The sequence below is a fragment of the Devosia sp. J20-27 genome, assembly GCF_055808595.1.
Genome location: NZ_CM147875.1, coordinates 1491153 through 1514228 on the forward strand (window position 1 = coordinate 1491153; position 23076 = coordinate 1514228).

Genomic DNA, 23076 nt, shown 5'->3' on the forward strand with positions numbered 1-23076 from the left:
GCGCACGGCCTACAACAGATTTTTGGAACGGCGCTGGATCATTTTGATCCGGCGCCGTTTTCATTTGCGGTGACTGTATAGCCGCGGCGCAAGCCCCCGCATGTAATCAGAAATTAAGTATCTGCATCTAGTGTCGCTGCACTGCCAGGGCTTCTCCGGGGGGAAGTCGGTCCTGTCTTCAGCACACATCGACGACAGATCTGCCACCTCGACGCCTCTGCATCGACCAGTGATACAGCGTTTGCTTTTGAGGGAATTGGTTCATGGGTTTGCTTCCCGCGTTCAAGATTGCGCAGAAGGTGCCGCTCGCGGTGCTCGGATCGGCTCTGCTGGTCAGTGCCGGTGTGGGGATTGCCAGCTATCTGATCGGGTCGTCGACCGTGAGCCGGATGAGCCATCACCAGCTCGAAACCGTGGCCACCGAGCGGGCCGCGCAGTTCACGTCCTATCTCGAGAGCCTGCAGGGTGACCTGGTGAATTCGGCAGCGGCCGAGAACGTGCAGACGACGGTGCGCGATTTCAGCATCGGCTGGGGGCAGTTTGCCACCAAGAAGCCGCCGCTCGACCCCGTTTTCGAGCTGCGCACGGCCTATATCGACAGCAACCCGAACCCTGCCGGTGAACGTCAACTGCTCGACGTGTCGGCGTCGGCGACAAAGTCGAACTACGATTTCCTGCACTCGAAAGTGCATCCGAACTTCCGCAAGCAGGTCGAGTTGCGCGGCTACCAGGACCTGTTCCTGTTCGATACCAAGGGCAACCTGATCTACACGGTGATGAAGGGCGACGACTTCGCCAGCAGCTTCGCCGAAGGCGGCCAGTTCGCCGACAGCGGACTCGGCCGTGTCTATCACGCTGCACTGGAGTTCACCGAACCCGGACATGTCGCCTTCGATGATATTGCGCCCTACGCGGCGGCCGCTGACCTGCCGTCGTCGTTCATGGCGACGACGGTGTTTGATCCGCGCGGCAAGGTCATTGGCGTCATGGCGGTGCAGCTGTCCATCGCCGCCATGAACCAGATGATGCAGAACAACAAGAATCTCGGCCAGAGCGGCGAGAGCTTCTTTGTCGGCGCCGATCACCTGCTGCGCAGCGATTCCAAGTTCTCCAGTGCCGACGACACGCTGAGCACTGTCTATGACAACGCCATCGTCGATGCGGCGCTGGCGGGCACGGCGGCCAGTGGCCTCACCACCGACTATCGCGGGCAGAACATGCTGGCGACGGCGCTGCCTGTCGAGTTCGACGGGGTCAAATGGGCCATGGTCACCACCATCTCCGAGCAGGAGGCGCTGGCGCCGATCACCGACATGCGGGACATGATGCTGATCGTCGGCGGCGTGCTGCTGGCGATTGCGGCGGGGGTCGGTTTCCTGTTCTCGCGTACCATCACCCGGCCGATCTCCCGACTGACCGAGACCATGGATGGCCTGGCCAAGGGCCAGCTCGACATCGAGGTGAGCGGCACGACCCGGGCCGACGAACTGGGTGCCATGTCGCGGGCCGTCGAGGTGTTCAAGCAGAACGCCCTCAAGGTCACGGAAATGACCGAGGAGGAGCGCGCGGCCGAAGTGCGGCGGGTGGCCGAGCGCGCCGGGATGATGCAGGACCTGCAGGGCGCCTTCGGCAAGGTGGTCGACGCAGCGATTGCCGGCGATTTCAGCCAGCGCGTCGATGCCAGCTTCCAGGACGCCGAACTCAACACTCTCGCCGCCAGCATCAATGATCTGGTCGAAAGCGTCGACGGCGGCCTGGTCGAGGTGGGCGATGTGCTGTCGTCGCTGGCCGATACCGACCTGACCAAGCGCATGACCGGCGACTATCGCGGCGCTTTCGCCAAGCTCAAGGACGATACCAATGCGGTGGGCGACAAGCTGTCCGAGGTGGTCGGACAACTGCGCCAGACGTCGTCGTCGCTGAAGTCGGCGACCGGCGAGATCCTGGCCGGTGCCAACGATCTGGCCGAGCGCACCACCAAGCAGGCGGCGGCGATCGAGGAGACCTCGGCGGCAATGGAACAGCTCGCCAACACGGTGACCGACAACGCCAAGCGGGCGGGGTCGGCCAGTGCCAAGGCGCAGGGCGTCTCGCACACGGCCGAGGAAACCGGCGAGGTGATGAAGCAGTCCAACAAGGCGATGGAACGGATCAGCAGTTCGTCGCAGAAGATCTCCAATATCATCGGGCTGATCGACGACATCGCCTTCCAGACCAATCTTCTGGCGCTCAATGCCTCGGTCGAGGCGGCACGGGCCGGCGATGCCGGCAAGGGTTTTGCGGTTGTCGCCGTGGAAGTGCGCCGCCTCGCGCAATCGGCGGCCAGTGCCTCGAGCGAGGTCAAGGCGCTGATCGAGCAGTCGGCCAATGAGGTGACCGGCGGCTCCAGGCTGGTTGCCGAGGCCACGGAGAAGCTGACCAGCATGCTCGAGGGCGTCAGGGAAAGTGCCAGCCTGATCGAGGGGATTGCCTCGGCCAGCCAGGAACAGTCCAATGCCATCGGCGAGGTCACCACCGCCGTGCGCGAGATGGACGAGATGACCCAGCACAATGCCGCGCTGGTGGAGGAGATCAACGCCGCCATCGAGCAGACCGAGGGCCAGGCGAACGAACTCGACCGTATCGTGGAGGTGTTCGTCATCGACGGGGGCAGCACGCAGGCGGCGCCGCGCGCGGTGGCTGCGGACAAGCCGCAGGGCGCGCGCGCCCTGCAGGACAAGGTCAAGACCGCCGCCCGATCCTATCTCAGCCAGGGCAATGCAGCGGTCAAGCAGGACTGGTCGGAGTTCTGATCTCCGCAACTACTGCTGACAATGGAAAAGGGCGCCTGCGGGCGCCCTTTTTATTTGCGGCGGCAAGTGACGCCACAGTCGAGGCGATTAACCGGACGGAAACGCGTCTCTGCAATACATCGCGCGGGAATGCAGTTCGTGACGTGGTGAATAGCGGCCAGATCTGGCGCTTCGGACCTTGAGTTGGGCAGCATTTCCCTCTTGCTTCCCGATCATTGCGAGCTGCAGCCCGGTTCGGCCGGCCCGGCAGGTTTCTGTCGGGTCTCCGGATCTGCCTTGGCATTGCCTGCGTCCAACGCCCTCCTGTCGGTGACCCCATAATGAAGCTCAAGATTTCCTATCGCATCTATGCCCTCGTCGCGCTGGCGCTGCTCGCGCTCGGCGTCTCGACGGCGGTATCCATTGTCAGCGTGACCACGACCCGCAGCGACTTGCGGGCGCTGGAGCTCAAGTCGATCACGCAAAGCGCCATCAGCCTGGTCGCCGCCGCAGCGGCGCGGGTCGAGGCCGGCGAGATCAGCGAGGCGGATGCCAAGGCAGACGTCCTCGAGACGATCTCGCATATCCGCTATCGCGGCAACGAGTACATGTTCGTCCTCAACCAGGACGCCATGATGCTGATGCATCCGATCAAGCCGGAACTGAGCAATACCGATCAGTCGGCGTCCTCGGATGCGAACGGCAAGCCGATCTTCACCGATATGGCGACCATCTCCAGAACGCAGGGCTCGGGCAACATGTCCTATGTCTGGCCCAAGGCCGGATCGGACGTGCCGGTCGACAAGCTCAGCTATATCGACACCTTCGAGCCGTGGGGCTGGATTGTCGGAACCGGCGTCTATGTCGACGACCTGAATGCCGAGAACCTGCAGTCGACGATGAGCCAGCTCGGCATGGCCGGCCTGATCGGCGCCTTTCTGATCGTCGCGGCCTTCCTCGTGTCGCGCACCATTACCAAGCCGATCAACAGGCTCACCGGCACGATGTCCAATGTTGCGGCAGGTGATTTTGACGTGACGATCGAGGGTGCCGGGCGCGGTGACGAAATCGGTGCCATGGCACGTGCCGTCGAAGTGTTCCGTGCCAACGGCATCAAGGTCGCAGCGATGACCCAGGCCGAGGCCGCCCGGATCATCTCGGACCAGGAAGCGCGCACGCAGATGATGGCCGAGTTGCAGGGTGCCTTCGGCAAGGTGGTCGATGCGGCCATTGACGGCGATTTCAGCCAGCGGGTGGAGACCGAGTTCCCCGATCCGGAACTGAACGCTCTGGCGTCGAGCATCAACAATCTGGTGCAGACCGTCGATACCGGGCTCGATGAGGTCGGCACGGTGCTCTCGTCGCTGGCCGATACCAACCTGACCAAGCGCATGACCGGCGACTACCGCGGTGCCTTCGCCAAGCTCAAGGACGATACCAATGCGGTGGCCGACAAGCTCACCGATATCGTCACGCAGTTGCGCGACACATCGCGGGCCCTCAAGACCGCAACCGGCGAGATCCTCTCGGGTGCCAACGATCTGAGCGAGCGGACGACCAAGCAGGCCGCGACCATCGAGGAGACCTCGGCAACGATGGAGCAGCTCGCCGCCACCGTGCTCGAGAATGCCAAACGCGCCGAAGAGGCCAGCACCAATGCGGCAGGCGTCTCCAAGACCGCCGAGGACGGCGGGCAGGTGATGACCGAGGCGACGCACGCCATGGAACGCATCACCAGCTCGAGCGCCAAGATCTCCAACATCATCGGACTGATCGACGATATCGCCTTCCAGACCAATCTTCTGGCGCTCAATGCCTCGGTTGAAGCGGCGCGCGCCGGCGACGCCGGCAAGGGCTTTGCCGTCGTCGCCGTGGAAGTGCGGCGGCTGGCGCAGTCGGCGGCTAGTGCTTCGAGCGAGGTCAAGGCGCTGATCGAACAGTCCGGCACCGAAGTGGCCGGCGGGTCCAAGCTGGTGGCGGAAGCGGCCAGCAAGCTCGAAGCCATGCTCGAAGGCGCCCGCAAGAACTTCGACCTGCTGCAGGGCATTGCCCGGGAAAGCCGCGAGCAGGCCAATTCCATCGACGAGGTCAACGCGGCCGTCCGGCAGATGGACGAGATGACCCAGCACAATGCGGCGCTGGTGGAAGAAACCAATGCGGCCATCGAGCAGACAGAGGCGCAGGCCAGCGATCTCGACCGGGTCGTCGAGATCTTCAAGCTCGACGACGCCGGCCGCAAGGCGACGCCGGCTGTGGCGGCCGCGAGCAAGCCCAAGGGCATTCATGCCCTGCAGGCGCAGGTCAAGAGTGCGGCCAAGTCGTACCTCACGCACGGCAATGCGGCGGTGAAGGACGACTGGTCGGAGTTCTGATCGGCCGGCAATGATCCAAATGGAAAGGGGCGCCCTGGTGGTGCCCTTTTTGTTGGCCGGCGCGAAACCCTGACGGCGGATGACGCAGCGGCACGCTAGTCTCCCGCGCATGACCGATCTCGATACCCTGCTCACCCGAGTGCCTCTGCCCGTCGCCGATCTGACCCGGCTGGTGATGGAGTGGCTGGTTGCCGAACGTCCGGAGATGACGGCGCGGGTGCGGCCGGGCTGGGGGACGATCAACTTCCACCATCCGCAGGCCGGCTTCGTGCTGGCCGTCTATCCGCGCAAGGAGCATGTCTCGGTGCTGTTCCAGCGCGGGCGCCTGCTGTCGTCACCGCTGCTGGTGGGCGACACCAAGGCGGTGCGCTGGATCGAACTGCGTCCGGGCGCACCCGTTCCGAAGGACGAGATCGGCATCCTGATCGTCGAGGCCATTGCGCTTCACGCCTGAACGGCTATCAAGGACCCAGCAGGAGCCGGAGGAAGCTGAATGGCACGTGTTGGCCTCGTCGCCCATGACGACAAGAAGGATGAACTGGTCGCCTGGGCCCTCGCCAATCGCGCGCAGCTGGAAAAGCACGAACTTTGGGGTACGGGAACCAGCGGCGGCCGGGTGGCCAAGGGCACAGGCCTCGCCGTATCGCTGCTCAAGAGCGGCCCGCTGGGCGGCGACGCACAACTGGGCGCCATGATCTGCGAGGGGCGGCTCGACGTGCTGATCTTCTTCCAGGATCCGCTGACGGCGATGCCGCATGATGTGGACATCAAATCGCTGACGCGGCTGGCAACGCTCTACGATATTCTGTTTGCGCCGAACCAGCGCACAGCGGACGCGGTGCTTGCTGGGCTTTGACCATCCGGTCAAGGTTGACCGGCAATCCCTCTTATGAGCAGATGCCGAAAAACCGGCGGGAATCCGCCTTTTTGTCAGGTAATAGGGCGGGCACTTGTCCTTCGATGCAGTCATCGACGTCCAGAACGTCTCCAAGAGCTTTGGCGGGCTCCAGGCCGTCAACAGCTGTTCCCTGCGGGTCGAGCGGGGCTCGATCACCGGGCTGATCGGTCCGAACGGCGCGGGAAAATCCACACTTTTCAACCTCGTGGCCGGCAATATCGTCCCCGACAGCGGCAAGATCATCTTTGACGGCGCCGACGTTACCGGGCTGCCCCCGCACAAGCTGTTTCATCGCGGCATGCTGCGCACCTTCCAGATCGCGCATGAGTTCTCGAACATGACGGCGGTGGAGAACCTGATGGTGGTGCCGTCGGGGCAGAAGGGCGAAAGCCTGTGGAATACCTGGGTCATGCCCGGCGCGGTCAAGGCGCAGGACGCGGCCGTGCGGCAGAAGGCGCTCGACGTCATCGATTTCCTCAAGCTCGGCCATGTGCGCAACGAACTGGCCGGCAACCTCTCGGGCGGCCAGAAGAAGCTGCTCGAGCTGGGCCGGACGATGATGGTTGACGCCAAGGTGGTGCTGCTCGACGAGGTCGCCGCTGGCGTCAACCGCACGCTGCTGCAGGATCTGGCGGCCAATATCGAGCGCATGAACCAGGAACTGGGCTACACCTTCTTTGTCATCGAGCATGACATGGACCTGATCGGACGGCTCTGCGACCCGGTAATCGTGATGGCGCAGGGCGAAAAGATCGCCGAGGGACCGATGGCGGAAATCCGCGCCAATCCGGCGATTGTCGAAGCCTATTTCGGCACCCCCGTGGAGGCCGCGTAGATGGCGCTGGTGGAACTCAAGGACGTCGTCGGCGGCTATGGCGGCGCCCCGATCCTCAATGGCGTCAACATCTCGATCGAGCAGTCCGATATCGGCGTCATCGTCGGACCCAACGGCGCGGGCAAGTCGACCACGCTGAAGGCGCTGTTCGGCCTGCTCAAGGTCACGTCGGGGTCGATCAGCTTTGCCGGTGACGACATCACCAACGCGCTGCCCGACAAGCTGGTGCCGCGCGGCCTCAGCTTCGTGCCGCAGGAAAAGAACGTCTTCACCTCGATGAGCGTCGAGGAAAATCTCGAGATGGGCGCCTTCACGCGCCGCGATGACTTTTCGACGACCCGCGACTGGGTGTTCGACATGTTCCCGGTGCTGCTCGAGAAGCGGCACCAGAAGGCGGGCGAGCTCTCGGGCGGCCAGCGCCAGATGGTGGCCATGGGGCGGGCGCTGATGAGCCAGCCGCGGCTGCTGCTGCTGGACGAGCCGTCGGCCGGCCTCAGCCCGCGCTACGTGCTCGAGATCTTCGAGCAGATCGTCAAGATCAACAAGGCCGGGGTGGGCATCCTGATGGTCGAGCAGAACGCGCGCCAGGCACTGGCGTTCGCGTCGCGCGGCTTCGTGCTCGCCAACGGGCAGAACCGCTTCACCGGCACGGGCGCCGAGCTCATCGCCGATCCCGAAGTCGCCAAAAGTTTCCTGGGGGGCTGACCGGGATGAACGAACTCATTTTCTTCGTCAACAAGGTGCTGATCTCGGGCGCCGTGCTGGGATCGATCTATGCGCTGGGCGCCATCGGCGTGACGCTGATCTTCGGCATCCTGCGCTTCGCACATTTCGCGCATGGCGACATGATGACGATGGGCGGCTTCATTGCCTTCCTCCTGGCATTGCTGGCGGCGCAGATGGGCATCGTGGCGCCGATCCCGACCGGCTTCCTGGTGCTGCCGGTCGCCATGGTGATCGCGGTGTTCATCGCGCTGGGCATCGACAAGACGTTTTACGCGCCGCTGCGGGCACGCGGCGCCAAGCCGGTGACGCTGCTGATCGCCTCGATCGGCGTGACGCTGATCATCCAGGGTCTGATCCGGCTGTTCTTCGGCTCGGCGAGCTACAGCTTTTTCGAGAACGAGCCCAAGACCATCTTTTCCATCGACATGTCGGCCATCGGCGCCACGCGCGACATTACCTTCACCCAGCCGCAGCTGCTGATGGTGATCGTGACGGTGGTCGCCGTGCTGGCGCTGCACGTCTTCCTCACCCGCTCGCGGCTGGGCAAGGCGATGCGCGCCATGGCCGACAATGCCGACCTGGCGCAGGTCTCGGGCATCAACACGGCGCTGGTAGTGCGGGTGACCTGGGTGATCGCCGGGGCGCTGGCCTGCGCGGCCGGCACCATGCTGGCGCTCGATGTGTCGCTCAAACCGGACCTCGCCTTCAACATCGTGCTGCCGATCTTTGCGGCGGCGATCGTGGGCGGCCTCGGGCAGTCCTATGGCGCCATAGCAGGCGGCTTCCTGATCGGCTTTGCCGAAACCATGTCGGTCTTCAACTGGGCCATCCTGCTGCGGCCGTTCAAGGATGTGCTGCCGTTCGCCATTCCGGCCGATCTCGCCATCGTGCCCACCGAGTACAAGCTGACGGTGGCCTTCGTGATCCTCGTGATCGTGCTGCTGTGGCGACCGACCGGCATCTTCAAGGGAGCCTCGACATGATCCGGCGCGCCCTCGCACTCTATTTCGGCGTCGCGGCGCTGATCTTTGTGGTCGGCATGGTGATGGGTGCCGCCAACGTCTCGCTGCTGCTGGTGCAGAGCTTTGCCTATGCGCTGATCGCGCTCGGCCTCAATATCCAGTGGGGCTATGGCGGGCTGTTCAATTTCGGCATCATGGGCTTCCTGATGGTCGGCGGCTTTGCCGTGACCTTCGTGTCGTTCCCGATCAATGCCGAGTTCTGGGCCTCGGATGGCCCGCTGCTGCTGGGCAAGGCGCTGCTGGCGTTCCTTGCCGGCATGGCGCTGGTGTTCGGCGCCCGGCAGCTTGGCCGCGTCGGGGTCACCGGCAGGTTCAAGACGGCGCTGACGGTGCTGGCCTGGATCGTCGCCTATATCGTCTATCGCAGCCAGATCGACCCGGCAGCGGCCTATATCGAGGCCAATGGCGGCTGGATCGGCGGGCTGGGCCTGCATCCGCTGCTCGGCTGGCTGTTCGGCGGCGTGCTGGCGGCCGGCGTGGCGTTCATCATCGGACGCATCGCGCTCGGCCTGCGGACCGACTATCTGGCCATCGCCACCATCGGCATTTCCGAGATCATCCGGGCGCTGCTCAAGAATGCCGACTGGCTGACCCGCGGCACGCGCACCGTCTCGCCGGTCGCCTGGCCGACGCCCCTGCCGCAGGACCTGCAGGCCGGCGGCATGGCCATCACCGACTCCTTCGTCTGGGCCCGCGTCGGCTTCCTCGCCGTGCTGATCGCCGTCCTGATCGGCATCTTCTTTCTGGTGCAGCGCGCCTATGACGGGCCGTGGGGCCGGATGATGCGCTCGATCCGCGACAATCACATCGCGGCTGCCTCGATGGGCAAGGACGTCAAGAACCGGCAGCTCGAAGTGTTCATCCTCGGCTCGGTGCTGATGGGCATCGGCGGCGCCGTGCTGGTGTCGTTCGGCCAGATCTACGATCCGGGCGCCTACCAGCCGATCAACCACACCTTCATCTTCTGGGTGATGGTGATCGTGGGCGGCGCCGGCAACAACTGGGGCGCCATCCTCGGCGCGGTGCTGATCTACGTCACCTGGGTGATCTCCGATCCAGTGGCGCAGCAGCTGTTCCGCGCCATTTCGGATATGAGCGTCAATCAGGGCTGGGGCGCGATCCCGGATATCGAATCCCGCGCCTCGCAGATGCGCGTCTTCATCCTTGGCGTTGTCATCACTCTGGCCCTGCGCTACGCCCCCCGCGGCCTGATCCCGGAAGTGGTCAAACGCAGCCGCTAGGCTAGGGGGAGGGGCTCGGTCTCGTCCCCGGCAGGCCGGTGACGAGGTTTCGGGGGCGGTAGCGCCGCAATAGCCCGACGTCCCCACTGACCTGAGCCCCTGGATCTCCTCCAGATTTTGGTAGAGTCCGCCGCATTAGGGGGCGGACGGATGAAGCGCAGCAGGTTCAACGAAGAGCAGATCATTGCGATCTTGAAGGAACAGGAGGCCGGGCTGGGGACGGCCGACCTGTGCCGCAAGCATGGGATCGGCAGTGCCACCTTCTACAAGTGGAAGGCCAAGTATGGTGGCCTGGAAGTGTCCGATGCCCGTCGGCTGAAGGCACTCGAGGACGAGAACACTCGGCTCAAGAAGCTTCTGGCCGAGGCAATGCTGGACAACGCCATCCTCAAGGATGTCGCTGCAAAAAAATGGTGACGCCCGACGCGAAGCGGGATGCGGTGGCCCATGCCTGCCTGGTGCATGGCGTGAGCCAGCGGCGGGCGTGTGAAGCTCTCGAAGTTGACCGATCGAGTGTCAGGTATCGCAGCCTGCGGCCGGACGATCGGGAACTGCGTGAGGCGATGAAGGCAGTCGCGTCACAACGCCGGCGGTTCGGCTACCGCCGCATCCACGTGATGCTGCAGCGGCAGGGCATCGACATGAACATCAAGAAGCTCAGGCGGCTCTATGGCGAGGAGAGACTGCAGGTGCGCAAGCGCGGCGGTCGCAAACGGGCCTTGGGCACGAGGCGCCCGATGATCGTGCCGGACCAGCCGAACCAGCGCTGGAGCCTCGACTTCGTCTCCGATGCCTTCACCGATGGTCGCCGCTTCCGGGTGCTGGCCGTCGTCGACAATCATACGCGCGAGTGCCTGGCTCTGGTCGCCGATACCGCGCTCTCGGGTAGGCGTGTGGTGCGCGAGCTCGATACCATCATTGCTCGCCGCGGTCGGCCCCTGACGGTGGTCAGCGACAACGGCACCGAGTTCACCAGCATGGCGATCCTGCGCTGGACCCAGGACCGCCAGATCGACTGGCACTACATCGCTCCCGGCAAGCCCATGCAGAACGGCCTCATCGAGAGCTTCAACGGCAGCTTCCGCGATGAATGTCTCAACGAGACGCTGTTCTCGTCACTGGCTGAGGCTCGGGACCGGATCAGCGCATGGAAGGAGGACTATAACACCCAGCGACCACACTCCTCGCTGGGCAATCTCACGCCCAACGAGTTCGCCACGCAACTGGCACTGGAAAAGCAGGCCGCATAGGGCCAAAACATCAACCAAGGACTCTCCTCAAAGCCGGAGGGAACTTGGGGCTCAGGTCACCACCGGCCGTTGGATCGCGACGCCACTCCACACGCCGTCATCCCGGCAGGCCGGAGTTTTGTATCTGCCAGCGCCTGCTGTAGGCACCTCCTAATGACGGCAGACAGACCGCCCTGTTGTCCGTGAGACCTCATCCTGAGCGTGTCGAAGGACGAGGTCGGGTCCGACGCAGCCCCTCGTGGTTCGACAGGGCTCACCATGAGGGGTGAGAGTGCCGTGCAGTATCTCCATCACGCTCCGCACCGTCCGTCGACCCGCCTACACTTGCTAGGGAGGGAGGTCGAGACCTTACAGCGAAGAACCCCTGAGCCCCATGCGCCGGGCACCTGGTGCAGTGCTGCCTGTGGCTCCTGCCCAAATGAAAAGGCCCGGGATCGCTCCCGGGCCTCGTAACCTTCACAAAGGTGCGTGTGCTTACTGCACGGCGCCCTTTTCGACGAACTTGCCGCCTTCGACGACGACTTCGACGATGGTGCCGTTGACGTCACCGGCCGCGTCGAAATCGAGCGGGCCACCGGCGCCGTCGTAGTCGATGTCGGTACCGGCCTTGATCAGCTCGACAGCCTTGGCCCATTCACCCGGACGGATGATTTCGCCGGGAGCGGAAGCCACTTCGCGGAGGGCCGCGGAGAGGCCTTCGCGCGAGGCGGAGCCGTTCTTTTCGATGGCGAGAGCCAGCAGGAAGCCGGCGTCATAGGCCTGCGGCGCGTAGGTCGCGGCAGGATCCTGGCCAGCGTCGGTGGCGATGGTCTTGTAGAGGTCGGCCGATTCACCGGAATAAGCACCGGCGCGCGTTGCGGTCAGGCCTTCAACCTTGCTGGCATCGATACCCGAGAGCAGATCGTCGCCGATCACGCCGTCAACGCCGAAGAATACGGAGAAATCACCGGCTTCGACAGCCTGCTGCAGGATGGTGTGGGCCGAGCCCGAGGCATAGCCGATGAGCACCAGGTTCTGGCTGCCCGAACCGGCGAGCTGGCCGAGTTCGGCACGGTAGTCGGCCTTGCCGTCCTCGTGCGAGACATTGGATGCCACGGTGCCGCCATTGGCTTCGAACTGCTTGACGAACACGTCGGCAAGACCCTTGCCGTAGTCATTGTTGACATAGGTCAGGGCAACGTCGGTGACGCCCTTCTGGGTCAGCAGGTCAGCCAGCTTGACGCCCTGGAAGGCATCGGACGGCGTGGTGCGGAAGACGAGGTCGTTGTCCTCGAGGGTGGTCAGCGCCGGGGCGGAAGCCGACGGCGAGATCTGGACAACATTGCCCGGGATGCTGGCGGCATTGGCGGCGCCGATGGTGGCACCGGTGCAGAATGCGCCAACCATGGCGGTGACCTGGTCGGTGTTGACCAGCTTGTCGGCGGCCGGGCCGGCAGCCGTCGGGTCACAGGCGCTGTCGCCGACGACCGAAATGATCTGGCCGCCGAGCAGGCCGCCCTGGGCATTGATCTGGTCGAAGGCCAGCTGGGCACCGGCCACAATCGGCGGTGCCAAGGATTCGATGGGACCGGTGAGGTCGCCGAGGATGCCGATCTTGACGTCTTCTGCAAGGACCGGGGCGGCCAGGCTGAGGACCGACGCGGCAACTGCAAGGCCGAGAAGTTTCTTGTTCACGTGCATATTCCCTCTGCAATGGTCACGCCGACCGTGCCCGTTTATCCGGGACATCTAGAAGCGCCGGCGCAACTGCGGTTCTGGGGGCACAACCCGTGCCCCGCTGCGGGCGATATTGCATAGTTGGCGCGGGAGAGTCATGCGGTTTTGATCGATTGGTCAAACAGCTGCCGTGTTGCTTGCGGCAAATCCGGCTATAGACTTGCGCTGATTTCCTGCCCCAGATCCCGGATTCTCGCTCATGACAGCCCGACTAGCTCTCGCACTCGCCGCGCTGCTGCTGCTGGTGATGCCGGCCAGCGCACAGGAGAGTTCGATCCAGGTGCTTGGCGGCCCCGACAGCGAGATCGCGGCGGGGGAGACCGCCGAGCCGGCGCCGCCCTGCGGCACGCAGCCGATCACCATCACCCGCATGCAGTGGCCGAGTTCGGCCATTCTCGCCGAGATCCACGCCCGCATCCTGAAGGCCAGCTTCGACTGCGACACGCGCGTGCAGGAAAGCGACATGGCAGCAGCGGGGTCGTCGATGGGGGCGAACGGGCAGCCGGCCGTGGTGCCGGAGATGTGGATCGCCAGGATTGCCGAAATCTGGAATGCGGCGATCAAGGCGCAGAAGGTGCGGCAGGCCGGAACGACCTATGCCGAAGGCACCTATGAAGGCTGGTACGTGCCCGACTATGTCGTCGAGAAATGGCCCGAGGTGACCGGCATCGAGGGCATCAAGGCCCATGCGGCCGATTTTGCGGCCGATGGCTCGGGCAAGGGCCGCTTCATCTCCTGCCCGCTCGACTGGGGGTGCTCGCTGGTCAACCGCAACATGCTGCGCGCCAACGGGCTGGACGGGCTGTTCGAGATCGTCGAGCCGGCCAATCGCTTCGAGCTCGATACGCTGATTGCCGAGGCGGTGAGCCGCAAGGAGCCGATCCTCTTCTACTACTGGCAGCCAAACGCCATCCTGTCGCAATTTGCCTTCAAGGCGGTCGATCTGGGCCCCTACAACAAGGACAACTTCCTGTGCCTCGGGCGGAACGCCTGCGCCACGCTGCTGCCCAGCGGCTTTGCCCCCGATCCGGTGATCATCGCGGTCTCCGAATGGGTGTTCATCGACGCGCCGCAGGTGGCAGCCTATTTCGGCCGGGCCCGCATGCCGCTGGCCGAAATGAACGCCATGCTGCAGGCGCTCAGCGTCGGTGGCACCGCCGAGGAGATCGCCGAGGTCTTCATCAACACCCGCGAAGCGGTGTGGCGGCCCTGGCTCGGCAGCGTTCCCGGCACATCGCCGTGACGCCGGCGGCAACGGTTCGGTAACCCTGGCGGACGGGACCGCCGGCGCCGTTGCAGAACTGTCATGCAGGCGGCATAACATGCCGCATTTTGGCTGCGTCCAGCCGTTAAATCTTTGATTGTAAATCACTTTTTGTCGTTTGTTCAGACCCGCTTAACGCCGGGCATGGCACTGTTGTGCAGGGTTTGGGAGCCTGTGTATGAGAAACAACAACGCGCTGTCGGGCATGAAAAAGACGTACAGGAAGGTCGCGTTCGGCATTGCCGGCCTGATGACCGGCATGCTGGTGATCACCGGGCTGTGGATCTGGCGCCTGCCGGGTGTCGACGATCTCGCTGTCGTCGTGGCGATGACCGCCTGCTACGCCGGCGCGGTGCTGCTGCTTGTGCATGGCCATCGCCTCACCGGGCGGCAACTGGCGGCGGCGAGCGCCGACCAGCGGCGCGTGCTGACGAACGCGCATCGCGACGCGCTGACGGGTGCCTTTACGCGCTCCTATTTCCTCAGCACGCTGCGCGAGGAGGTCAAGCACGATGCGGAGGTGTCGATTGGCTACATGCAGATCGACATGGATCACCTCAAGGTTCTCAACGACAGCGGCGGCCATTCGACCGGCGATACGGCGCTGGTGCATCTGATTGCCACGGTGGGCCGCATCCTGCCGGGCGCCATGGTCGGGCGGCTGGGTGGTGACGAATTCGGCATCGCCATCCGCGGTATCGACAACAAGGCGGCGCTGCGGCGGCTGGGCGACCGGGTCCTGCATGAACTGGGCGAGCCGATGCAGATCAACGGCCGGCCGGTGCGGCTGTCGGCGACGATCGGCGTGGCGATGGCCCCGGCCGACGCCCAGGACGTCGACCAACTGATCTCCAAGGCCGATCTCGCGCTCTACAAGGGCAAGCGCAGCGGCCGGCACGTGACCGTGGCCTTCGACGACGACATGCTGGTGGACGAGCGGCATCGCCGCTTCATCGAGCGCGAGCTGCGCGCCGCGATCCTGCTCAACGAGCTCGATCTGCACTTCCAGCCGATCCTGGACAATGACGGCAAGACCATCCGGTCCTACGAGGCGCTGGTGCGCTGGCAACATGTGGTGCGCGGCACCATCATGCCGTCCGATTTCATTCCGATCGCCGAGGAGAGCGACCTGATCGACAAGCTCGGCGACTGGGTGCTGCGGCGGGCCTGCCTCGACTTCGACACGCTGCATGCCCCTGCCATGAGCATCAACGTGTCGGCGGTGCAGTTGCGGCGCCCCGACTTCGCCGACCGGTTCAAGCAGATCCTCGCCGAGACGGGCATGGATGGGCGGCGGCTGGTGGTGGAAGTGACCGAGACGGTGCCGATGCAGGCGGGGTCGGTCGAGCAGACCAACCTTGCGGCCCTGCACGGGGCCGGCGTGCGCATCGCCATCGACGATTTCGGGGCGGGCTATGCCAGCCTCGCCTATCTGCGGGGTTTCGAGTTCGACATCATCAAGATCGATCGCACCTATGTGGCGAATCTCCCCGCCAGCCGGGTCGACGGGTTGATCGTCTCGGCCATCTGCAAGATCGCCCGGGCCCTCGACCTCGAGGTGGTGGCCGAGGGCATCGAAACGCAGGAGCAGTTCGAATTCCTGCAGCAGTGCGACTGCACCGGGTTCCAGGGCTATCTGCTCGGCCGGCCGGCGCCGCTGCGGGTGGCTGCCTCGGAAGCCAGGACACTGGCGAGCGCTGCCTGACGCGTCGCAGTTGCGTCTGCTGCGACCCCGTTGATATAGATGAACCCGGGAAAGCCTTTGTGGCATACGGGGAGTAGGCGATTTGGAAGTGAAGCGGATCAACGAGCACGTCAGCGTGTCCCCGCAGATCAGCCCAGAAGACGTCGCGGCCATAAAGGCCGCCGGATTCGTGTCCATCATCAACAACCGGCCTGATGGCGAGGCAGCGGACCAGGCATCCAGTGCCGCGATCGAAGCGGCCGCGCATGCCGCGGGCCTTGCCTACCACTACATTCCGCTGGGGCGCGAAGGCGTGTCGGCGGACATGATTGCGGCGACCAAATCGGTTCTCGAGGGGAGCTCCGGTCCGGTCTTCTGCTACTGCCGCTCCGGCACGCGTTCCACCACGTTGTGGGCATTGAGCCAGGCGGGCACACAGCCGGCGGGCGAGATCATCGCGGCCGCGGCCAATGCCGGCTACGACATGTCCCATCTGGCGGGCCATCTGAGCTAGAATCCGGGACCCCGAGGACGGGTCCGCGACTGCCTAGGCCGGGCGAACTGCCCATTTTTCCCCTCCTGTTCGGGTAACAGAATCTATGCCGATCAAGAAAATCCTCGTCGCCAACCGCAGCGAAATTGCCATCCGGGTGTTCCGGGCGGCCAACGAGCTCAACATCAAGACGGTCGCCTGCTACGCCGAAGAGGACAAGCTGGCGCTGCACCGGTTCAAGGCCGACGAGGCGTATCTGATCGGCAAGGGCAAGGGGCCGGTCGAGGCCTATCTGCAGATCGATGAATATATCCGCATCGCCCGGATTGCCGGCGCCGATGCCATTCACCCCGGCTACGGCCTGCTGTCGGAAAGTCCGGAATTCGTCGACGCCTGCGAAGATGCCGGGATCATCTTCATCGGGCCGCGAGCCCAGACGATGCGCGACCTCGGCAACAAGGTGGCGGCCCGCAACATGGCGCTGGCCTCCGACGTGCCGGTGGTGCCCGCCACCGAGGCGCTGCCCGACGATCCCGAGACCATCAAGAAGCTGGCGGCCGAGATCGGCTATCCGCTCATGCTCAAGGCCAGCTGGGGCGGCGGCGGCCGCGGCATGCGCCGGATCATGGACGAAAAGTCGCTGATCGCCGAGGTTTCGGAAGGCAAGCGCGAGGCCAAGGCGGCGTTCGGCAAGGACGAGATGTATCTCGAAAAGCTGATCGAGCGGGCGCGCCATGTCGAGGTGCAGCTGATCGGCGACGATCACGGCAATCTGGTGCACCTTTATGAACGCGACTGCTCGGTGCAGCGGCGCAACCAGAAGGTGGTCGAGCGCGCCCCGGCACCGTATCTTTCGGACAAGGTGCGCGACGACCTGACGGCTGCCGCCCTGCGACTGGGCAATGCGGCCAACTACCGGGGTGCCGGAACGGTCGAATTCCTCATGGATGCCGATACCGACGCCTTCTACTTCATCGAGGTGAACCCGCGCATCCAGGTCGAGCACACGGTGACCGAGGCGGTGACCGGCATCGACATCGTCAAGGCGCAGATCAAGCTGCTTGAAGGCGCGGTGATCGGCACGCCGGAATCGGGCGTGCCGATGCAGGAGGATATCCGGCTCAACGGCAATGCCATCCAGTGCCGTGTCACCACCGAAGACCCCGAGCAGAACTTCATTCCGGACTATGGCCGCATCACCGCCTATCGCGAGGCCACCGGCTTTGGCGTGCGGCTCGATGGCGGCACGGCCTATGCCGGCGCGATCATCACCCGCTATTACGATCCGCTGCTCGAGAAGATCACCTGCTGGGCGCCGGGTCCGGAAGAGGCCATCGCCCGCATGCATCGCGCCCTGCGCGAATTCCGCATCCGCGGCGTGGCGACCAATCTCGCCTTTCTCGAAAACATCATCACCCATCCCGATTTCGTCGAGAACCGCTACACCACGCGGTTCATCGACACGACGCCGGCGCTGTTCGACTTCAAGCGCCGTCAGGACCGCGCCACCAAGCTGCTGACCTATGTTGCCGACGTCACCGTCAACGGCCACCCGGAAGTGCGCGACCGGCCGCGGCCGCCGGCCGATGCGCTGGTGCCACACGTGCCGGACTATCCGGCGCTGATGCTGGTGGAGGGCTCGCGGCAGGTGCTGGAGCGTGACGGACCCAAGGGTCTGGCGCGCTGGATGAAGGCGCAGAAGCAGGTGCTGTTCACCGACACGACGATGCGCGATGCGCACCAGTCGCTGCTGGCCACCCGCATGCGCTCGTTCGACATCACCCAGATCGCCGGGGCCTATTCGCGCGGCCTGCCCAACCTCTTCTCGCTCGAATGCTGGGGCGGGGCGACGTTCGATGTGGCGATGCGTTTCCTCAACGAGGATCCGTGGGAGCGCCTGGCGGCGGTGCGCGACGGCGCGCCGAACATTCTGACGCAGATGCTGCTGCGCGGCTCGAACGGGGTGGGCTACACCAACTATCCCGACAATGTGGTCAAGTTCTTCGTGCAGCAGGCGGCCAAGGGCGGGGTCGATATCTTCCGTGTCTTCGATTGCCTCAACTGGGTGGAGAACATGCGCGTCTCGATCGACGCGGTGATCGAGGCCGACAAGGTGGCCGAAGGGGCGATCTGCTACACCGGCGACATGCTCGATCCGAACCGGGCCAAGTATGACCTCAAATACTATGTCGGTCTGGCCAAGGAGCTCGAGGCAGCGGGCGCCCACGTGCTCGGCCTCAAGGACATGGCCGGGCTGCTCAAGCCGCAGGCGGCAAAAAAGCTGATCGAAACGCTCAAGCAGGAAGTCGGGCTGCCGATCCACCTGCATACCCATGATACGTCGGGCGCTGCGGCGGCGACCATCATTGCGGCAGTCGATGCCGGCGTGGACGCCGTCGACGCGGCAATGGATGCGCTTTCGGGCACGACGTCGCAGGCGACGCTCGGCTCGATCGTTGCCGCGTTGCGCGACGGCGATCGCGATCCGCAACTGGATGGCAAGGCGATCCGCGAGATCTCGTTCTACTGGGAAGCGGTGCGCCAGCAGTACCGGGCGTTCGAAAGCGACCTCAAGGGCGGCGCCTCGGAAGTCTATCTGCACGAAATGCCCGGCGGGCAGTTCACCAATCTCAAGGAGCAGGCGCGCTCCCTGGGGCTGGAAAGCCGCTGGCACGAAGTGGCGCAGACCTATGCCGACGTGAACCAGATGTTCGGCGATATCATCAAGGTGACGCCGAGCTCCAAGGTCGTGGGTGACATGGCGCTGGCCATGGTGTCGTCGGGCCTCACCCGCGCCGATGTCGAGGATCCCAAGCGCGAGGTTTCGTTCCCCGATTCAGTGGTCGGCTTCTTTGCGGGCGATCTTGGCCAGCCGCCGGGCGGCTTCCCCAAGGAGCTGCAGAAGAAGGTGCTGAAGGGCAAGACGGCGCTCACCGAGCGTCCGGGCTCCTATCTCGAGGACGTCGATCTCGAGGCCGAACGCAAGAAGGCCGAGGAAGCTACCGGTCTGGAGATCGACGATCTCCGCCTGGCGTCGTACCTGATGTACCCCAAGGTCTTCACCGACTTCGCCAAGACGCAGGAAAAATACGGCCCCACCGAAGTGCTGCCGTCGCCCGTCTATTTCTACGGGCTCAAGGAAGGCGAGGAACTGTTCGTCGACATCGAGAAGGGCAAGACGCTGGTCCTGACCTATCAGGGTCGCTCGCCGACCAATGAAAAGGGCCAGGTGCGGGTATTCTTCGACCTCAACGGCCAGCCGCGCACCATCACCGTGCCCGACCGCATGAAGGTGGGCGAGATCCAGGTTCGCGCCAAGGCGGCGCTGGGCGATGCCAAGCAGGTCGGCGCGCCGATGCCGGGCGTGGTGTCGGGGCTGGGCGTGAAGGTCGGCGACAAGGTATTTGCCGGCGACGTGCTGCTGTCGATCGAGGCGATGAAGATGGAAACCGCCATCCACGCCGAAGCCGACGGCACGGTGGCCGAGGTCACCGTCAAGGTCGGCGATCAGATCGACGCCAAGGACCTGCTGGTCCGGTTCGAATAATCAGCGCCGGGCGTGCGTTTGTGATGCACGCCCGATCCACGGGGAATCAGCGGCGGCGATAGCTGGTGTCAATGACCGGACCCTTGTCGGCGCGCGCATCGTGGCGCGTGCTCCGCGCTTCGGCGGCCTGGGGCAGCATGGAGACGATCCAGCTCACCAGCATCGGCACGATCACCAGGTCATCGAGCCAGCCGACAAACGGGATGAAGTCGGGGATCAGGTCGAGCGGGCTCAGCAGGTAGAGCGGCACCAGCAGCATCAATGCCTTCAGATGCAGCGGCGTCCCCGCAGCCATGAAGGCGCGCCAGAGCGTGACGAGTTCCTTGCGGAAGGTGAGGAAACGAAAAACCAGCTTGTTCATGACCAAGAGATGGTTTCGCAAATCCCCGGCTTCAAGAGCTCGGGATCACGATTTCATGACGCCGCGCGCCTTGAGCAGTTTGACGATCGCCATGGCGTGACCATGCCCCAGCTGGAAGTCGGCCTTGAGCCAGTCGGTAACCTGGGTCGCCCTGGTGCCCGGCGCGCCAAAACCCTTGGCGGTGGCCAGCTTGACGAAGCCGTCCGGGGTCACGCCGGTCTGCTTTTCGATGGTGTCGAGATAGGCCTGGAAACTCATCTTTCATCCTTGGGGCAGTGAGGGCGTCGACGTCTCCGCCAGCCGCGGGTGGCCGGCGCATTGCGCTCGTCACATGCGGGGACTATGTGTTTGGCGCTGGAAAGAGGTGATCCCATGGCGGCGGCGCGTCGGCAATCTATTGGTGTCAAAGTTGGTGACGTGATGGTGGGCGGCGGCGCTCCCATCGTCGTGCAATCGATGACCAACACCGATACTGCCGATATCGACGCCACCGTGCGCCAGGTGGCGCAGCTCTGGCGCGCCGGCTCGGAACTGGTACGAATTACCGTCGACCGGGACGAAGCGGCCGCCGCGGTGCCGCATATCCGCGACAAGCTGCTGGCCCGTGGCGTCGATGTGCCGCTGATCGGCGATTTTCACTATATCGGCCACAAACTGCTCACCGACCACCCGGCCTGCGCGGAAGCGCTGGCGAAATACCGCATCAATCCGGGCAATGTGGGCTTCAAGGCCAAGCGCGACACGCAATTCGCGACGTTGATCGAGCTGGCCATCAAATATGACAAGCCGGTGCGGATCGGCGTCAACTGGGGCTCGCTGGACGAGGAACTGCTGACCCGGCTGATGGACGAGAATTCGGCGTCGGCCAACCCGGTCTCGGCCGCCGCCGTGCAGCGCGAGGCGATCATCCAGTCGGCGCTGCTGTCGGCCCAGCGGGCCGAGGAAATCGGGCTGGGACGCGACCGTATCCTGCTCTCGACCAAGGTGTCGGACGTGCAGCATCTGATTGCGGTCTATCAGGACCTGGCCGCCCGCTGCGACTATGCCCTGCATCTGGGGCTGACCGAGGCCGGCATGGGGTCAAAGGGCATCGTAGCCTCGTCGGCTGCCATGGGCATCCTGCTGCAGCAGGGGATCGGCGACACCATCCGCGTGTCGCTGACGCCGGAACCTGGCGGCGACCGGACCACCGAGGTCAAGGTCGCGCAGGAACTGCTGCAGACCATGGGATTCCGGCAGTTCCTGCCGGTGGTGGCGGCCTGCCCGGGTTGCGGCCGCACCACCAGCCAGACCTTCCAGGTGCTGGCCAAGGAAATCCAGGATCACCTCTCGAGCTCGATGCCGGAGTGGAAGGAACGCTATCCGGGCGTCGAAACGCTGTCGGTGGCGGTGATGGGCTGCATCGTCAACGGACCTGGCGAGAGCAAGCACGCCAATATCGGCATTTCGCTGCCCGGCACCGGCGAGACCCCGGCGGCGCCGGTGTTCGTGGACGGCCAAAAGGTCGCAACATTGCGCGGCGCGGATGTGGCGCAGCAGTTCAAGGTCATGGTGGCCGACTATATCGAGCAGCGTTTCGGCGCCGGCAAAGCCGCCGCGGAATAGCCCGCAGGTCGGAACTAAGAGAACAGATTCGGAACCCTCCCGGCTTCCGTGGGTTTGCCCCTGGCGGGACACATTCACGAAGAAGAACAAGGAGGACGATCATGTCGTCTAGCAAAATCATTCTGGCTGCCCTCGGCTTTACCGTCATGGGCGTCAGCGCTGCCGCCGCAGCACAGTCCACTGTGGCGCTCAATGTGCGCTCGGGCCCCAGCACCAGCTATGGCGTCGTCGATACGCTCTATGCCGGCGAGAACGTCGATGTGGACGAGTGTCGGTCGAACGGCTGGTGCCGCATTTCGCACAACGGACCCGATGGCTGGGTGTCGGCGCGCTATCTCTCCGACATCGACAGAGCGCCCGCCCGCCCGAGCCGTCCGGATCGCAGCGAGCCGGATGTGAACATCAGCTTCGGCGTGCCGGGCTTTTCGTTCTCGATCGGCAATGGCGGCAATTTCGACGTGCGCCCCGGCCGTCCGGCCGGCCGCGTCTGCTTCTACGAGGACGTGAACTATCGCGGCGCCAGCTTCTGCGCCCGTCCGGGCGATCGCGACCGCAGCCTCGGCAGCTTCAACGACCGCATCTCCTCGATCCGCATCCAGGGCGACGCCCAGGTGCAGGTCTGCGAAGACTATAACTTTAACGGCCGCTGCGCGGTGCTCGACCGCAGCCTGAGCAATGTCGGCCGCCGGAACAACGACATTATCTCGTCCTACCGCGTCCGCTAGATCCGGACCTGATGACGCCGCCGCAAGGCGGCGTCATTTTTTGTGCTCGGGCTTTCAGTCGGCGTCAGGCACGTCGCAGGCGTCGGCCCATTTGCTGCCGCAGAGGTCCACCAGCCGCTCCACGCTCAGCCGCACTGAGGCGTGCGTGTCGCCGCCGGCCGGAATGACCTCATCATAGATTTTCAGCGAGGCATCGCAGTAGATCTCCAGCGGCGCGGGCAGCCCGAAGGGGCAGACGCCGCCGACCTGGTGGCTGGTCAGCCGCAGCACGTCCTCCGCCCCCAGCATGCGCGGACGGCCGCCAAAGGCCTGCTTGGCCTTGCTGTTGGAGAGCCGGGCGTCGCCACGCGTCACCAGCAGAAATTCGCGGTCGCCGACGCGGATGGCCAGCGTCTTGGCGATCTGCCCGGGCGCCACGCCATGCACATCGGCTGCCAGTTGCACGGTGGCGGTGGAGGCATCGGTGACGATGACGGTGAGGTCGGGTGCGCGGGCGGCGAGGTCGGCGCGGACAGAGTCGAGGCTCATCGGGGCTCCTGCAAATACATGTAATCAAACGGTTTTGT

19 protein-coding genes are annotated in these 23076 nt (G+C 64.6%); 15 read left to right on the forward strand and 4 right to left on the reverse strand.

Annotated features, from left to right (window positions below; genetic code table 11):
• Positions 1-263 precede the first annotated feature (263 nt).
• From AC0L4C_RS07265 to AC0L4C_RS07305, 9 genes are all read left to right on the forward strand, one after another.
• The gene (locus AC0L4C_RS07265) at positions 264-2792 is read left to right on the forward strand and encodes a methyl-accepting chemotaxis protein (RefSeq protein WP_473402956.1); all 2529 of its coding nucleotides are present in this window, start codon (positions 264-266) and stop codon (positions 2790-2792) included.
• Positions 2793-3112: 320 nt separating this feature from the next.
• Complete coding sequence (locus AC0L4C_RS07270; RefSeq protein ID WP_473402957.1) at positions 3113-5143, forward strand: methyl-accepting chemotaxis protein; 2031 nt, start codon at positions 3113-3115, stop codon at positions 5141-5143.
• Positions 5144-5252: 109 nt separating this feature from the next.
• Positions 5253-5597 carry a DUF1801 domain-containing protein gene (locus tag AC0L4C_RS07275; RefSeq protein WP_473402958.1) on the forward strand — a complete coding sequence of 115 codons (345 nt, stop codon included), beginning with the start codon at positions 5253-5255 and terminating at the stop codon, positions 5595-5597.
• Between the two features lie 39 nt (positions 5598-5636).
• Positions 5637-5999 carry a methylglyoxal synthase gene (locus tag AC0L4C_RS07280; RefSeq protein ID WP_473402959.1) on the forward strand — a complete coding sequence of 121 codons (363 nt, stop codon included), beginning with the start codon at positions 5637-5639 and terminating at the stop codon, positions 5997-5999.
• A 94-nt stretch (positions 6000-6093) separates the two neighbouring features.
• Positions 6094-6876 (forward strand): ABC transporter ATP-binding protein, encoded by a 783-nt coding sequence (locus AC0L4C_RS07285; RefSeq protein WP_473402960.1) that lies wholly within the window; start codon positions 6094-6096, stop codon positions 6874-6876.
• Positions 6877-7581 (forward strand): ABC transporter ATP-binding protein, encoded by a 705-nt coding sequence (locus AC0L4C_RS07290; RefSeq protein WP_473402961.1) that lies wholly within the window; start codon positions 6877-6879, stop codon positions 7579-7581.
• A gap of 5 nt (positions 7582-7586) precedes the next feature.
• The gene (locus AC0L4C_RS07295) at positions 7587-8585 is read left to right on the forward strand and encodes a branched-chain amino acid ABC transporter permease (RefSeq protein ID WP_473402962.1); all 999 of its coding nucleotides are present in this window, start codon (positions 7587-7589) and stop codon (positions 8583-8585) included.
• Positions 8582-9865, forward strand: coding sequence for a branched-chain amino acid ABC transporter permease (locus AC0L4C_RS07300; RefSeq protein ID WP_473402963.1), 1284 nt, complete (start codon positions 8582-8584; stop codon positions 9863-9865). The genes AC0L4C_RS07295 and AC0L4C_RS07300 overlap by 4 nt, the downstream gene beginning before the upstream one ends.
• A gap of 150 nt (positions 9866-10015) precedes the next feature.
• Positions 10016-11115 (forward strand): IS3 family transposase gene (locus AC0L4C_RS07305; protein ID WP_473399812.1). Its coding sequence is split into 2 segments (ribosomal slippage): positions 10016-10268 and positions 10268-11115, totalling 1101 coding nucleotides; the frame shifts between segments, so codons are not numbered across the junction.
• A 474-nt stretch (positions 11116-11589) separates the two neighbouring features.
• Here AC0L4C_RS07305 and AC0L4C_RS07310 read toward each other — a convergent pair.
• Positions 11590-12789 carry an ABC transporter substrate-binding protein gene (locus tag AC0L4C_RS07310; protein ID WP_473402964.1) on the reverse strand — a complete coding sequence of 400 codons (1200 nt, stop codon included), beginning with the start codon at positions 12787-12789 and terminating at the stop codon, positions 11590-11592.
• Between the two features lie 241 nt (positions 12790-13030).
• On the opposite strand from AC0L4C_RS07310, the gene AC0L4C_RS07315 reads away from it, so the two are divergent.
• The 4 genes from AC0L4C_RS07315 to pyc all read left to right on the forward strand — a co-directional run bounded on the left by AC0L4C_RS07315 (position 13031) and on the right by pyc (position 19819).
• Positions 13031-14074: a glycine betaine ABC transporter substrate-binding protein gene (locus AC0L4C_RS07315; RefSeq protein WP_473402965.1), complete on the forward strand. Its 1044-nt coding sequence runs from the start codon at positions 13031-13033 to the stop codon at positions 14072-14074.
• A 199-nt stretch (positions 14075-14273) separates the two neighbouring features.
• Positions 14274-15800, forward strand: a complete 1527-nt coding sequence (locus tag AC0L4C_RS07320; protein WP_473402966.1) for a putative bifunctional diguanylate cyclase/phosphodiesterase — start codon at positions 14274-14276, stop codon at positions 15798-15800.
• A gap of 88 nt (positions 15801-15888) precedes the next feature.
• The gene (locus AC0L4C_RS07325; protein ID WP_473402967.1) at positions 15889-16293 is read left to right on the forward strand and encodes a protein tyrosine phosphatase family protein; all 405 of its coding nucleotides are present in this window, start codon (positions 15889-15891) and stop codon (positions 16291-16293) included.
• A gap of 85 nt (positions 16294-16378) precedes the next feature.
• Positions 16379-19819 carry a pyruvate carboxylase gene (gene pyc / locus AC0L4C_RS07330; RefSeq protein ID WP_473402968.1) on the forward strand — a complete coding sequence of 1147 codons (3441 nt, stop codon included), beginning with the start codon at positions 16379-16381 and terminating at the stop codon, positions 19817-19819.
• Between the two features lie 46 nt (positions 19820-19865).
• On the opposite strand, the gene AC0L4C_RS07335 is transcribed toward pyc, so the two are convergent.
• Together AC0L4C_RS07335 and AC0L4C_RS07340 are read right to left on the reverse strand one after the other, a co-directional pair.
• Positions 19866-20180, reverse strand: coding sequence for a YkvA family protein (locus tag AC0L4C_RS07335; protein ID WP_473402969.1), 315 nt, complete (start codon positions 20178-20180; stop codon positions 19866-19868).
• A gap of 45 nt (positions 20181-20225) precedes the next feature.
• Entirely contained in the window at positions 20226-20438 is a 213-nt protein-coding gene (locus tag AC0L4C_RS07340) for a DUF4287 domain-containing protein (protein ID WP_473402970.1), read from the reverse strand.
• A gap of 114 nt (positions 20439-20552) precedes the next feature.
• On the opposite strand from AC0L4C_RS07340, the gene ispG reads away from it, so the two are divergent.
• On the forward strand, positions 20553-21785 hold the full coding sequence (ispG, locus tag AC0L4C_RS07345; RefSeq protein WP_473402971.1) for a flavodoxin-dependent (E)-4-hydroxy-3-methylbut-2-enyl-diphosphate synthase: 1233 nt from the start codon (positions 20553-20555) through the stop codon (positions 21783-21785).
• Between the two features lie 101 nt (positions 21786-21886).
• Entirely contained in the window at positions 21887-22510 is a 624-nt protein-coding gene (locus AC0L4C_RS07350) for an SH3 domain-containing protein (RefSeq protein ID WP_473402972.1), read from the forward strand.
• A gap of 54 nt (positions 22511-22564) precedes the next feature.
• On the opposite strand, the gene AC0L4C_RS07355 is transcribed toward AC0L4C_RS07350, so the two are convergent.
• The gene (locus AC0L4C_RS07355) at positions 22565-23038 is read right to left on the reverse strand and encodes a YbaK/EbsC family protein (protein ID WP_473402973.1); all 474 of its coding nucleotides are present in this window, start codon (positions 23036-23038) and stop codon (positions 22565-22567) included.
• Positions 23039-23076 lie beyond the last annotated feature (38 nt).